The organism is Actinokineospora xionganensis (genome assembly GCF_014323725.1).
Classification (GTDB): domain Bacteria; phylum Actinomycetota; class Actinomycetes; order Mycobacteriales; family Pseudonocardiaceae; genus Actinokineospora; species Actinokineospora xionganensis.
Genome location: NZ_JABVED010000037.1, coordinates 1 through 12,988 on the forward strand (window position 1 = coordinate 1; position 12,988 = coordinate 12,988).

At 68.8% G+C, this 12,988-nt stretch carries 10 protein-coding genes and 1 pseudogene; 2 read left to right on the forward strand and 9 right to left on the reverse strand.

Features of this window, described 5'->3' with window-relative positions:
* Window positions 1-87: 87 nt before the first annotated feature.
* The 8 genes and pseudogenes from GPZ80_RS34180 to GPZ80_RS31335 form a co-directional block, all read right to left on the reverse strand.
* The gene (locus GPZ80_RS34180) at window positions 88-486 is read right to left on the reverse strand and encodes a proprotein convertase P-domain-containing protein (RefSeq protein WP_376771798.1); all 399 of its coding nucleotides are present in this window, start codon (window positions 484-486) and stop codon (window positions 88-90) included.
* Window positions 463-1,275: pseudogene (locus GPZ80_RS33915) on the reverse strand (S1 family peptidase); the annotation flags it as partial. The pseudogene GPZ80_RS33915 and the gene GPZ80_RS34180, both read right to left, overlap by 24 nt.
* A 265-nt stretch (window positions 1,276-1,540) precedes the next feature.
* On the reverse strand, window positions 1,541-3,151 hold the full coding sequence (locus GPZ80_RS31310) for a glycosyl hydrolase family 18 protein (protein ID WP_187224716.1): 1,611 nt from the start codon (window positions 3,149-3,151) through the stop codon (window positions 1,541-1,543).
* Window positions 3,152-3,268: 117 nt separating this feature from the next.
* A complete protein-coding gene (locus tag GPZ80_RS31315) occupies window positions 3,269-4,735 on the reverse strand; it encodes a glycoside hydrolase family 3 N-terminal domain-containing protein (RefSeq protein WP_187224717.1) in 1,467 nt (488 codons plus the stop codon).
* Window positions 4,735-5,562: a carbohydrate ABC transporter permease gene (locus tag GPZ80_RS31320; protein WP_187224718.1), complete on the reverse strand. Its 828-nt coding sequence runs from the start codon at window positions 5,560-5,562 to the stop codon at window positions 4,735-4,737. The genes GPZ80_RS31315 and GPZ80_RS31320 overlap by 1 nt, the downstream gene beginning before the upstream one ends.
* Window positions 5,563-6,528, reverse strand: a complete 966-nt coding sequence (locus tag GPZ80_RS31325; protein WP_187224719.1) for a carbohydrate ABC transporter permease — start codon at window positions 6,526-6,528, stop codon at window positions 5,563-5,565.
* Between the two features lie 7 nt (window positions 6,529-6,535).
* On the reverse strand, window positions 6,536-7,822 hold the full coding sequence (locus tag GPZ80_RS31330; protein WP_187224720.1) for a sugar ABC transporter substrate-binding protein: 1,287 nt from the start codon (window positions 7,820-7,822) through the stop codon (window positions 6,536-6,538).
* Window positions 7,823-8,043: 221 nt separating this feature from the next.
* Window positions 8,044-9,324, reverse strand: coding sequence for an alanine racemase (locus tag GPZ80_RS31335; RefSeq protein ID WP_187224721.1), 1,281 nt, complete (start codon window positions 9,322-9,324; stop codon window positions 8,044-8,046).
* Between the two features lie 146 nt (window positions 9,325-9,470).
* Here GPZ80_RS31335 and GPZ80_RS31340 point away from each other — a divergent pair, with 146 nt between their 5' ends.
* Complete coding sequence (locus tag GPZ80_RS31340; protein ID WP_187224722.1) at window positions 9,471-10,397, forward strand: sporulation protein; 927 nt, start codon at window positions 9,471-9,473, stop codon at window positions 10,395-10,397.
* Between the two features lie 24 nt (window positions 10,398-10,421).
* The gene (locus GPZ80_RS31345; protein WP_187224723.1) at window positions 10,422-10,808 is read left to right on the forward strand and encodes a TIGR03618 family F420-dependent PPOX class oxidoreductase; all 387 of its coding nucleotides are present in this window, start codon (window positions 10,422-10,424) and stop codon (window positions 10,806-10,808) included.
* Here GPZ80_RS31345 and GPZ80_RS31350 read toward each other — a convergent pair.
* Complete coding sequence (locus GPZ80_RS31350; RefSeq protein ID WP_187224724.1) at window positions 10,801-12,651, reverse strand: DNA/RNA non-specific endonuclease; 1,851 nt, start codon at window positions 12,649-12,651, stop codon at window positions 10,801-10,803. The genes GPZ80_RS31345 and GPZ80_RS31350 overlap by 8 nt on opposite strands.
* Window positions 12,652-12,988 lie beyond the last annotated feature (337 nt).

A 12,988-nucleotide genomic window follows, 5' to 3' on the forward strand; every position in this document is an offset into this window, starting at 1 on the left:
TGTGGGAGAGTAGGACGCCGCCGGACAAAAGTTGCGAATGCCCCGGTATTCATGAGAAATCATGGATACCGGGGCATTCTGCTATTCCTAGAAAGTGAGTTTCCAGCTGTCGATGTAGCCGGTGTCGTAGCTGTAGACGTCTTGGACCTTGAGCTTCCAGGTGCCGTTGGCGACCTCGTTCGACGCGTTCACCGTGTATGTGGTGATCACGTTGTCGGCGGAGTCGTTGCTCGACGAGTTCTTCATGCGGTACGTCGTGCCGTCCGGGGCTACGAGGTCGATGACGAGGTCGCCGCGCCAGGTGTGCTTGATGTCGACGCCGACTTGCAGGGTGGCCGGGGCGTTGCCGGTGATGCCGCTGACGGTGACCGAGCTGGTGACCGCGGCGCCGTTGTCGGGGATGTTGACGTTGTTGGTGTTCTCGAAGACCTTGCCGGTCGGCGGGGGAGTGTCGCCACCACCGAGCTCCTTGGCCTTCGCGTCGATGGCCGACGCGAACGAGCTCACCTCGGTGTAGACCCCCGGGGCGTTCGGGCGGGCGCAGCCCTCACCGTGGCTCACAATGCCGACCTGAATCCACGCGTTGTTGTTGTCCCGACGAAACATCGGGCCACCGGAGTCGCCCTGGCAGGTGTCGGTGCCACCTTGCGAGTAACCCGCGCAGATCTCCGCGTTGAAGATCAGATCCGAGTAGTACGAACTCGAGTTCTTGCAGGTGGTGTCGTCGACGAACGGCACCTGCGCCTTCAGCAGGTACCGTGATGCGTTTCCGCCCTCCGACGTGTCGCCCCACCCGGCGATGGTGAACGTGCCGGTGTCGTAGTCCTTCGTCTTGGCGATGGGCAGCAGCGCGGCGCCCGTGATCGGGCTCGACAGTTTCACGAATGCCCAGTCCCCGCCCGCCGAGGTGCCGTAACCCGGGTTCTTGTAGACATAGGTGGACGTCCGCTTCGTCGCGGTGCTGTCCTGCAGGTCGACCACCCCGTAGGTGGCGGTGATGCCGGTGTTGTTGCCGGTCCCGGAGACGCAGTGGGCCGCGGTGAGCACGAGCTGCTCGGAGTACATGGCGCCGCCGCAGCCCATGGACAGCCGGACCATCCAGGGGAACTCGCCCTTGGCCGCCGGGCTGCCGCCGACGACCATGGGGCTGACGTCGCCCGGCTGCGTGGGCGGCGGCGCCGCGGCGGCCTGGCCGATAGCCGTGGCGAGCACGGCGACGGTGCCCGCGGTGAGGACACCGGCCTTTCCGAGCACGCTTAACAGAGCACTTCTCACGATGAATCCTTCCCGCGGCCGGTCCTAGGGGACAACCGGCCGGCGAGTTGTCGATGCAGGGTTCACCGATCGTGCCCAGCCGGACACCTTGGTGACAACCCGTCGGCGGGCCGGAGAAGTTACGTAAATTTCCCACCTTGTCCACAGTTATTTCAGCGACGACGGGCTGGTAGACCCTTAAACGGAAGAACGGCTGCCCCGGGAAGTCCCGGGGCAGCCGCCTATTCCGACTCGTCCCAGTCGGAAGACCGGGAACCGTGCGAGATCAGCCGCGGATCGCGGTGATCAGTTCTCCGTTGGTGGTGTCGCCGGACAGTTCCCAGAAGAACATCCCGCCGAGGCCCTGCTGGCCCGCGTAGCTCTTCTTGCCCGCGATGGTGGCCGGGGTGTCGAAGCTCCACCAGTTGTTACCGCAGTGCGCGTACGCCGTGCCCGCGATGGTGCCGTTGGCCGGGCACTTCGTCTTGAGGACCTTGTAGTCCTCGATGCCCTGCTCATAGGTTCCCGCGGCCGGGCCGGTGGCCGACCCGCCCGGGGCGGACTGGGTGACCCCGGTCCAGCCCCGACCGTAGAAACCGATACCCAGCAACAGCTTCGACGCCGGAACGCCCTTCGACTTCAACTTCTGGATGGCCGCGTCGGAGTTGAAGCCCTGCTGCGGGATCCCGCTGTACGACGTCAGCGGCGAGTGCGGCGCGGTCGGCCCCTGGGCCGCCCATGCCCCGAAGAAGTCGTACGTCATCGGCATGTACCAGTCGACGTACTGCGCCGCGCCGCCGTAGTCGGCGGCGTCGATCTTGCCGCCGGACGAGCCGTCCGCGGTGATCGCGGCGGTCAGCAGGTTCGAGGAGCCGAACCGGGCACGCAGGGCGCCCATCAGGTTCTTGAACGCCGCCGGGCCGCTGGTGTCACAGCTGAGACCGCAGGCGTTCGGGTACTCCCAGTCGATGTCGATGCCGTCGAACACGTCGGCCCAGCGCGGGTCCTCGACCAGCTTGTAGCAGGACTCCGCGAACGCCGCCGGGTTCTGCGCGGCCTGGCCGAAGCCGCCGGACCAGGTCCAGCCGCCGAAGGACCAGATGACCTTGATGTGCGGGTACGCCTTCTTCAGCTTGCGCAGCTGGTTGAAGCTGCCGCGCAGCGGTTGGTCCCAGGTGTCCGCCACACCGTCGACGCTGTCGGCGGCCGTGTACGCCTTGTCATAGTCGGCGTAGCTGTCGCCGATCGTGCACTGTCCATTCTGGACATTGCCGAACGCGTAGTTGATGTGCGTCAGCTTCGACGCCGAGCCGCTCGTCACGATGTTCTTCACGTGGTAGTTGCGCCCGTAGACGCCCCACTGCGCGAAGTAGCCGATCACCTTCGAACCCGGCGGCGGCGGGGGAGTCGTCGTCGTCGGTGTCGTGGTGGTGGTCGTCGGCTGCGTGGTCGTGGGATTGGTGGTGGTTGTCGGGTTGGTGGTGCTGGTGGGAGGTGTGCCACCACCGCAGGACACGCCGTTCAGCGTGCAGTTCGACGGCGATCCGGGGCCTGCCGCGATGAACCCGAAGGACGCGGTGCCACCAGGTGCGATGGAACCGTTCCACGACAGGTTCTTGAACGTGTGCCGGTTCCCGGACTGGCTGCGGGCGGCGTCCCAGGACGACGAGATCGTCGTGCCCGCAGGCAGGTCGAACGCCACCGTCCAACTGGTGAGCGTCGACGAACCGCCGTTGCGGATCGTGTACTTGGCCTCCCATCCGCTTCCCCAGTCGGAGGTTTTCACGAACTCCGCGGTCGGTGCCGCGGCGCCGCTGGCGGGCGCGGCGACGAGTGCCACCGCCACTGTCGCCGCCGCGACTAAGGCCGCGGTGAGATGCCATCGGAATTTGGACATAGTTCACCTCAATCGAGAGCAGGGATGTGAACGAACCGGCCAAGCCTGATGGGCGCGCGGGCTCAGGCAATGCCGGCGACCACTCCGCGATGCGGGTGCGGAGGGACGTGGGGGTGACTACCGCGAGGCGGCAGCCGGGGGTCTGAGCCGTCCGTCGCGATAGGCGAGCAACTCGGCCGCGGCCCGCAGGCTCGACCACGAGCCGCCGTGGGTGTCGATCCGGGCGGCGGCGCCGAGACCGGGACCGGGAACCCCGGTCTCGACGTGCACCACGATCGCCGACGCGTCGACCAATCGCCGCACCAGCTCGCGGGCGACTGGGTGCCGGTGTGCGTCGCGGGTCGTCACGATGACCACTTTGGACACCACGTCGCCCAGCTCGGATGGTGCGACGGACACCGCGCCGGGCAGGAGTTCGGCCAGGTGCGGGGCCAGTCCCCACGCCACCGGGCCTGCGGCGATGGTCGGCGCCACTTCGACGTCGACCACCAGGGGAGCGGCCCCCAGGTCGGGGATCTCGGTGGCGCGCAAAGCTTTGCGCGCCACCTCCAGGCCGAGGTCGAGCTCATCGCGAACGCCGGTGATGGGCGAGGCGGACGCGCCGAGCGCCCGGGTGCGGGCCGCCGCCTCGGCGAGCCGCTCCTCGGTCAGGACTCCGTCGCGGACCGCTTGGACGATCCGCTCGACCAGCGCGGTGACGGCGTCGGCGTCGGCGGTGTCGCCGCCGACGCACAGCGCGTCCGCCCCCGCGGCGAGCGCGCGGACCGCGGCCTCACGCAGACCGGCCGCGTCGCCGAGGGTGCCCGCCACGGCGCCCATCTCGATGGCGTCGGTGACGACCGTCCCGGTGAACCCGAGGTCGCCGCGCAGCACCTTGCCGATGGCGATCTCGTTGGTGGTGGCCGGTTCCGGTCCCCAGGCGGGTACGACGAGGTGTCCGGACATGATCGCCCGCACGCCCGCGTCGATCGCGGCGCGGAACGGGACCAGTTCGGTGACGGCCAACTCCTCCGGCGTGCGTGCAAGCACGGGCAGGGTCAGGTGGGAGTCGGCGGTCGCCGCGCCGTGGCCGGGGAAGTGCTTGGCGCAAGCCGCGACTCCCGAACGCTGCATGCCACGCACGGTCGCGGCCACGTGCGCGGCGGCCGCCGACGGGTCTGAGCCGAACGCCCGGACACCGATGATGGGATCGTCCTGGGTGAGCGAGAGATCCGCGCAGGGCGCCAGGTTCAGCGTCACCCCGCAGCGGGCGAGCCGGGCGCCGAGCACCAGGCCGACCTCCGCGGTGAGGTTGACATCCCCGGCGGCGGCCAGGGCCAACCCGCCGGGGAGCCTGCTGCCCGCGGCCGCGTCGAGCCGGGTGACATCGCCGCCCTCCTCGTCGATGCCGACCACGACGTCGTCGCGTTCGGCCCGAAGCGCCGCGCTGAGCGCGGTGACCTGCTCGTCGTCGACCACGTTGCGGCCGAAGAGGACCACGCCGCCGAGCCCCTCGGCGATGCGGCGGCGCAGCCAGTCCGGTGCGGTCGTGCCCGCGAATCCCGGCAGCAGCACGGCGTGCGCGAGCTTGTGCGGGGTGTCCATCAGCCCTTCACCGCCCCGGCGGTCGTGCCCGCGACGAGCTTGCGCTGCACCAGCATGAAGAACACCAGCGCGGGCAGCGCGTAGATCACCGACGCGGCCATGATGCCGCCCCAGTCGGTGCCGAACGCGGTCCGGAACGACGAGAGCCACACCGGGAGCGTCTGCTTCGACTGGTCGCGCATGAACACCAGGGCGTAGAGGAATTCGTTCCACGCGGTGACGAACCCGAACACCGACGTGGCCACCAGGCCCGGGCCGAGCAGCGGCAGGGTGACCCGCCGGAACACACCCCAACGCCCGCATCCGTCGACCATCGCGGCCTCCTCCAGCTCGATCGGGATTCCCTTGACGAAGCCGCGCAGCGTCCAGATGGTGAACGGCAGCGTGAAAGCCATGTACACCAGCAACAGCGACGGCAGTGTGTCGAGCAGGTTCGCGTCGCGCATGATCAGGTACATCGGCACGAACAGCGCCTCGAGCGGCGCGAGCTGGGCGACGAGCACGAGCAGCACGAACCCCCGGCGGCCGCTGAACCGCATGCGGGCCAACGGAACCGCCGCCAGCAGACCGGCGACGAGCGCGCACGCGACCGCGCCGAGAGTCACGATCAGGCTGTTGGTCAGGAAAGTCGTGAATCCCGGCTTGGTGATCGCCGTGGTGAAGTTGTCCAAAGTGGCCGAGAACGGGATCAGGTCGTACTCGGTGGAGAGGATGTCGCCGGGCTTCTTGAGCGCGGTGGTGAGCATCCAGTATGTGGGGAAGAAGAACAGCAGCGCGACGAAGATGCCTGTCGCGGAGAGCGCCATGCGCTGGGATCGCGTCTTCATCTACAGCTCCGTCTCCTGTGATCGCACCAGCAGGCGCATGTACCGCCAGGTCACGCCGACCAGGATCAGCAGCATCAGCACCGCCACCGCGGAGGCGACACCGAAGTGGCTGCCGGAGATGCCCTTGAGGTAGAGCAGGACCGGCAGCGTGGTGCTCTCGCCGTCGGGGCCGCCCTGTTTGAGGGCCCAGATCTGGGTGAACACCTTGAAGTCCCAGAGAACCGAGAGGAACGTGACCATCGTCAGCAGCGGGCGCAGCGCCGGCCAGCTGACCGCGCGGAACGCCTGCAACGGTGTGGCGCCGTCGATGCTCGCCGCCTCATAGAGGTCCTTCGAGGCGCCGAGCAGTCCCGCGTAGAGGGTGAACGCGATGAACGGCACGGCCTGCCACAGGATGAGCAGCCCGATGACGCTGAGCGTGCTGACCCCGCTGGTGAACCAGGAGTAGCCTGCGAAACCGTCGAAACCCAGTGCCACCAATGTCTTGTTCAAGATCCCGTACTGCTGGTCGAAAATCCACTGGAACACCGTCGTGGTCGCGATGATCGGCGTCGCCCACGCCAGCACCAAGGCGATCTGCAGGGCGACGCGGACCGGCGCGTCGAGGTGTCGCATGAGGACGGCGATCCCGAGCCCGAGTCCGATCGTCGCGACGACGCAGGCCCCGGTGAACAGCACCGTGCGCAGTCCGATGATCCAGAACTCTGGGTCGGACAACACTTCCCGGTAGTTGTCGAAGCCGACCCACACGATCTCGCCGCGGATCAGCTCGCCGAGGTCGAGTCTGCGGAAACTGATCCCGAGGACCTGCAGGGCGGGCCAGCCCAGCAGGGCCACCAGGATGACCACCGCCGGAGCCAGCATCAGGTACGGCGTGGCCCGCTGCGCGGTGAAGCGGCGCTGGGGCCTTGCTGCCCGCGGGGGTGCCTCCGCGGGCAGCAAGGGGTTCACAGTGGGAGCGGACATAGGGTGATCAGCCCGCGAATGCCTTGTTCAGCGCCGAGTTGGCGTCGGCTGTCGCGGCGTCGATCGACTTCGCTCCGGTGAGGTAGGCGGTCAGCATGTCCTTGAGGGGGTTCTGACCGGCCTCGATGGTGGCCCAGCCTGGGGTGGCGGGCACGGCGCGGCCGTTGCTCGACGCCTTGGCCATGGCCGCGGTCACCGGGTCCTTCTCGAGCGCGGCGACGTCGGTGGACGTGCCGGGGATCATCCCGGCGCCCGCGAACTGTGACTGGTACTTCGCGCTGGTCATCAGCTTGAGGTACTCCTTGGCGAGGTCCTGGTCCTGGCTCTTGGCCGGGATGGCCAGGTTCGAGCCGCCCTGGAACACCGGCGCGGTGGTGCCTGCCTTCTTCGAGGGGATCGGGAACGCCGAGGACTTCGCGGTCAGGTCCGGGTTGCCCTTGGCGGCGGTGGCGAGCTCCCACGGCAGCGCGATCATCATCGCGACCTTGCCCTGGCCGTAGATCCCGGCCTGCTCTGGCGTCTGCTCGTCGGTGTCCTTGGGCGCCTTGGTGCCCGAGGCCTCCTGCAGCTGCTTGTAGAACTCCAGGCCCGCCTTGGCCTGCGGGGTGTCCAGGCTCGCGGTGAACTTGGTGCCGTCGCGCTTGGCGATGTCGCCGCCCTCGTCGTAGATGAACGACAGCAGGGTGTACCAGTTCTGTCCGGGCAGGTAGAGCGCCTGGAAGTCCGGGTCGGAGCCGAACTTGGCGCGCAGCTTGGTGATCGCGTCGAGCCAGTCCTGCCGCGAGGTGGGCGGCGCGGTGATGCCCGCCTGCTCGAACATGTCCTTGCGGTAGAGGACCAGGCGGTTCGCGGCGTAGAACGGCACGGCGTACTGCTTGCCGTCCCACGAGCCGGAGTCCTTGAGGCTGGTGAGCCACTGGTCCTTGTTGAAGTCCGAGGCCTCCGCGGTGAGGTCCACGAGCGCGCCCGCCTTGGCGAACTTCGGCGCCTGGGTGTTGCCGATCTCGATGATGTCGGGCGCGTCATTGCCCGCTAACGCCGTGGTCAGCTTGTCCTGGATCCCATTCCACTGCTGGACCTCGTACTTGACCGTGACGTCCTTGTGGGACTCCTGGAACTCCTTGTGCAGCTGGTCGGTCAGCTTGTCCGGCGCTGAACCGTTCATCAGCCACACGGTCAGCGTGCGGGGGCCGGCGGGCGGAGCCGCCTGGCCCGTGCCCCCCGAACCCGCACACCCGGATAGTGCGAGCATCACTGTTGCTGCTCCTGCGACCGACTTTGACCACGTTCTCACGACAACCGCCTTCCGAGCGCCGCCCCAGGGACGTGGGGCGGCGGTAGTGCTGAGTGGTTTAGACCATTGCGGTAAGGGTGGTCCTGCTCACAAGGGTGTGTCAAGACATTCATGTCACGAAATGAACGGCTTTCGCACACGATGCGGTCCCGTCGGCGTCCGCGCCAGAGCGGCGGGCATACCGACTTTCCATCTCACGGTGGCTCTGTGGGCGGGTTCGGTCAGAAGAACGTGCGGACGAATCCGGTGACCGTGCGGCCGTCGTCGGCGGTCACCGGGAGCAGGCTCCACTTGTCGAACGTGGTGCACGGATGCGACAGGCCCAGCCCCACCCAGTCGCCCACCTCGACGGCCAGTCCGGCCCCGGCGTCGGCCTTGAGGAACGCGTGCTGGTCGTTGAGCGCGGTGACCGTGCAGCCGGTCAGCGGCGTCACCCCCGTGGCCGTGCGCAGCAGACGGGGCACGGGCAGCCCAAGGTCGTAGGGCAGGTCCCGTTTGCCCGCGGCGAGCAGCGCGAGGCCGGGTTCGGGCCGGGAGACGACCTGCGCCCACGCGCGCAGCGCCGACCGCAGCGGCGGCCCCGAGACCCGCGGGTGTTCGCCCAGCGGCGAGATCTCCCGGTAGAAGCCGTCGTCATGGGTCAGGTATGTGCCGCAGCGCAGCACGGGCAGCACCGGGATCGGCCACGGCGCGGTCAGCGCGTCCGCGACGAGGTCGAAGAACGCGCTGCCGCCCGCGGTGACGATCACCTGCTCGGTCTCGAACGACAGCGCGCGCACCGTCGTCCGCACCCGGTCGAGGTACGCGGCGACGGCGTCGAGCCCGGCCGGGCTCGCGTCACCCGACGCCGGGGCCTCGTAGCCGCCGACGCCGACCAGCCGCAGCGCCGGGCTGGCCGTGATGGCCGCCGCGACCGCCCGGGCCGTGTCGAGGTCGCGGACCCCGGTGCGCCCGCCCGCGACACCGACCTCCACCAGCACGTCGACCGGGCGGACACCGGTCCAGGCCTCGGTCATCAGCTCCACCCCGCGCACCGAGTCGACCCAGCAGGTGAACTCGAAGCCCGGGTCGCTGTCCAGCTCGGCGGCCAGCCACCGCAGCCCGGCCGGGTCGAGGAACTCGTTGGCCAGCACGACCCGGCTGACCCCGAATGCCCGGTACACCCGCAGCTGCCCGGCGGTGGCCGCGGTGATCGCCCACGCGCCGTGGTCGAGTTGGCGGGCGAACAGGGCGGGCGCCATGGTCGTCTTGCCGTGGGGGGCCAACAGCAGCCCGCGGTCGGCGGTCCACGCCGCCATGGTGGCCAGGTTGTGCTCCATCGCCGGACCGTCGAGCGCGACGACCGGCCCGACGAAGTCGGACAGGTCCGGGCGGCGCCGGCCCGCCTCGGCGGCGGTGAGCCCGAACAAGGTGTCCGGCACCGACTTGAACCGCCAGTCGAGGCGCTCCTCGCCCAGTCGGTCGACGGCCGCCTGATCGAGTCGGGCAGGCGATGCGATCATGGAGTTCTCCGCTCACTCACTGTTGCGCGTACGGCGGGGGGAACCGTTCCCTGTCTGGTGCGTCAAGGATGGCGAGACTCGGGAACGCGCGCCCGGCGCGACCCGTTTGACGGTGGACGGCCCGCTCTGAAGGAGAGAACTACCTGATGGTGTTCAAGAAGATGCTTCGCGCGCTCGGCGTCGGCGGCCCGACGGTCGACACGGTGCTGACGGAGTCCCGCGTGTACCCCGGCGGCGAGATCGTCGGCGAGGTGCGGATGACCGGTGGTGACGCGCCCTGCGACATCGACTACATCGCGCTGTCGCTGCTCACCAGGGTCGAGCGCAGCGAGGGCGGTGCCGCCGTCGTCGAGTTCGACCGGGCCGTCGTGTCCGGCCGGTTCCCGCTGGCCGCGGGCCAGAGCACCGTGGTGCCCTTCCGGCTGCCGGTGCCGTGGGAAGCCCCGATCACCGAGGTGTTCGGCCACCAGTTGCACGGCATGGGTCTGGGCCTGCGCACCGAGCTGGCCGTCGCCAAAGCCGTCGACAAGGGCGACCTCGACGCCCTGCACATCGTGCCGCTGCCCTCGCAGGCCGCGGTGCTCGAGGCGTTCGCCCGGCTCGGCTTCCAGTTCCGCTCCGCGGACCTCGAGCACGGCCGCATCCACGGCGTCGACCAGCGCCTGCCGTTCTTCCAGGAGATCGAGTTCCACCCGCCGCGCGAGCTCGCGCGCGGCATCAGCCAGGTCGAGCTGACCTTCGTCACGGACCCGGGTGGCATGGCCGTGGTCCTCGAAGCCGACCGCAGGCCCGGCATGTTCTCCTCCGGCGGCGACGCCTTCGGCCGCTTCCACGTCTCCCACGACGAGGCCGAGCGCACCGACTGGACCGCGCTGATCTCCCAGTGGCTCTCGGAGGTCTCGTCCCGTCGTCCGGCCCAGGGCTTCCATGGCGGCCACGGCGGCCACGGTGGTCACCGTGGGGGCGGCGGCATGGGCATGGTCGGTGGCGTGGCCGCCGGTCTCGTCGGCGGCATGGTGCTGGGCGAGGTCTTCGAAGAGGTCGGCGAGTCGTTCTTCGGCGACGAGGGCTGACAGGGGTTGTCGTAGGGTTGGTCGGTGCCACCGGTATCCGATGAGTTCGAGACGTTCTGGCGGGAACGCCATCTCTGCACGCTGACCACGGTCCGCCCCGACGGCACGCCACATGTGGTGCCGGTCGGGGCGACCATGGACTTCGAGCGCGGTGTCGCGCGGGTGATCACCTCCGGCGACTCCACGAAGGTGCGGCACATCCTCAAGGCGGGCAGCGCGCCCGCCGCGCTGTGCCAAGTGGACGGCCGCCGCTGGTCCACTGTGGAGGGGCAGGCGGTCGTCGTCCGGGACGCCGCCGCGGTCGCCGACGCGGAGAACCGTTACGCACAGCGCTACAAGACCCCGCGGGTCAACCCCCGCCGGGTCGTCATCGAAATCTCGATCACCAGAGTGCTGGGAACGGTCAAGTAACCCAGACGATGTCCGCGAGGCTCGACAGCGGCGCTGGCGGCCCTGCGGCCTCGGGGCGCACCGGCACTGTGTCCGCTGCGCGGACCGCGTCGGGCAGCCGCACGCTCGTACGGGCCTCGAGGTCGGCCACCGACACCTGGAACACGCGGAACTCGTCGAGGTCCAGGGTTTCGAGTTGGTCGAGGTTCTGGGTCAGCAGGAACGCGCTCGCCCGCAGCGTCCCGCCCTCGACGAAGGCGATGACCTTCCAGAATTCGCGGGGAATGGCCACCCCGCGAAAGACCCGGTCGTCGGCGCCGAACACCGGCCCGCCGAAGATGCTGACCTTCAAGTCGTCGACGTCGACATCGGCGAAGACCGCGTCCTCCAACCGTCCCCACAGGCCATTGCGCGCGCTCTGATTGAAGTCGTCCATCTGCGGGGTGATGTTCGTGAAGAAGAACGAGTCGCGATTGGCCTGACGCGCTTCGTCGAGTGAGCCCCAGAGAAGATCGGCCCGGCGGGCGAGATGGCCCCGATCGAGCCGATTGTCCCGATACAGCTCGTCCCCGGCCTGAACTCCGGCAGGCAAGCGAGGATCTTTCACAAATGGAATTCCGGTGCGGCTGATCTTCTTCAGACCGCCGCCGTCGACATTCCACGCCACCCAGTAGGCGAATTTCCGACCGCGGCTCATAGTGAGCGAGAAATGCGTGTAGTCGACCCTGGTCGACCCGTCGACGCCGACCGCGTCGTCGCGCACCGCCGGGTCGAGATCCGGCACGCCCAGCGGCACGCTGAGGAACCCCGGGTCGAAGCCCCCGACCGCGACCTCTGCCTCGGGCCGGACCAGGGTGACCCCGAGCTTCTCGAAGATCGACCGCGGCAGGCAGGCGAGCGCGTGCTCGTCCGGGTCGCCGCCGCCCTCGCCCGCGAAGTGCAGCCCGGCCAGCACCTTGCCCGGCCGCCCGTTCGCCGCCTTGAAGACCCACGCCGCCCCGGAGTCGCCGCCGCTGCTGATCTCGCCGTCGACCGGGCGCTTCGCCGGGTCGACGCCGATCTCGAAGCAGCCGACCTCGATGACTCCCTTGGCGGCGCCGTAGTTGATCTTCGCGATCGTGTCGATCCGCCGCACCACGCCATGGGTGACCCCGGTCGTGCGCCCGCCCTTGACCACCTTGTCGCCCAGTTCGGGCTCGCCGAGCTCGTCGACCACGACATCGAGGTCGAGTTGGGCCGCGTCGATCCCGCGACCCTCGATCGCCGCGACGGCCCCGTCGCCGGCGATCCCCAGGTACGACCGCAGCAGCGGTCCCAGGTGGTTCTGGGCGGTGCGGTTGTCGTCGTGGGTCCCCGGCTGCACGACGACGTCGCCGAGCGCGCCGCTGTTGCCGTGCAGCACGTGCCAGTTGCTCAGCACGCAGGGCTTGCCGGTCTCCAAGTCGTAGACGATGGCGCCGATCGTGCCGCAGGTGATGCTCGGGTGGCCGACGCTGACCCCCGGTCGGACCGGGTCGATCCGCACCTTGCGCTCGTTCGGGTCGGACTCGGCGACCACCCGGAACTCGGCCTGGTAGACCCGCTGCAGGACATCGGTGGGCACCTCGACGCCGTTGACCGCGATCGAGGGCGGCAGCATGGTCGTGCCGAGCGCCTCGAGTTCCTCCGGCTCGGCTTTGGCGGCGACGGTGAACTGGATCGAGACCTCTTTGGTCTGCCTGTGGCCGCGGATCTTGTAGCCGACGCCGATCGAGGAGACGTTCGGGTCTTTCAGGTAGTCCGATCCCCGGGCGCGGATGAACGCCCGCAGAGCGGCGAAAAGGGGATCGACCGGCTCGCTGTCGCCGGTCTTCTTGGCGCCCATGGGGAGTCCTTCGTCACGCCGTTAACCGGCTCTCGGATGGGTGATCAAACGATCCCCCCGATTGGTGGCGCTGGGCAAGGGCCTGTTGTCACTCTGTAGCGACGCCATCGTTTTATTACCCTTTTGGCCACCCTTTGGAGAGCCGGGCTTTGTCTTATCGGACGGCGGTGTCCGGTGTGCGGTGAAAGTCAAGGGGTCGACATTTCCACGATCGAGTGAACCGCTAGTCTCTCCCTCGCGTACCGCGCGTGATCGTTTGCTCTGAGTGCCGTTGATCTTGTAAAACGTCGACTATCACTCCGTAGGGCGATCACGGCCGGGGCACGCGGCGGGACAA

Bases quoted from the DNA above. Each gene is read 5' to 3' on its own strand.
- GPZ80_RS31310 (WP_187224716.1), bottom strand. From the start codon at position 3,151: ATGTCCAAATTCCGATGGCATCTCACCGCGGCCTTAGTCGCGGCGGCG.
- GPZ80_RS31315 (WP_187224717.1), bottom strand. From the start codon at position 4,735: ATGGACACCCCGCACAAGCTCGCGCACGCCGTGCTGCTGCCGGGATTC.
- GPZ80_RS31320 (WP_187224718.1), bottom strand. From the start codon at position 5,562: ATGAAGACGCGATCCCAGCGCATGGCGCTCTCCGCGACAGGCATCTTC.
- GPZ80_RS31325 (WP_187224719.1), bottom strand. From the start codon at position 6,528: ATGTCCGCTCCCACTGTGAACCCCTTGCTGCCCGCGGAGGCACCCCCG.
- GPZ80_RS31335 (WP_187224721.1), bottom strand. From the start codon at position 9,324: ATGATCGCATCGCCTGCCCGACTCGATCAGGCGGCCGTCGACCGACTG.
- GPZ80_RS31340 (WP_187224722.1), top strand. From the start codon at position 9,471: ATGGTGTTCAAGAAGATGCTTCGCGCGCTCGGCGTCGGCGGCCCGACG.
- GPZ80_RS31350 (WP_187224724.1), bottom strand. From the start codon at position 12,651: ATGGGCGCCAAGAAGACCGGCGACAGCGAGCCGGTCGATCCCCTTTTC.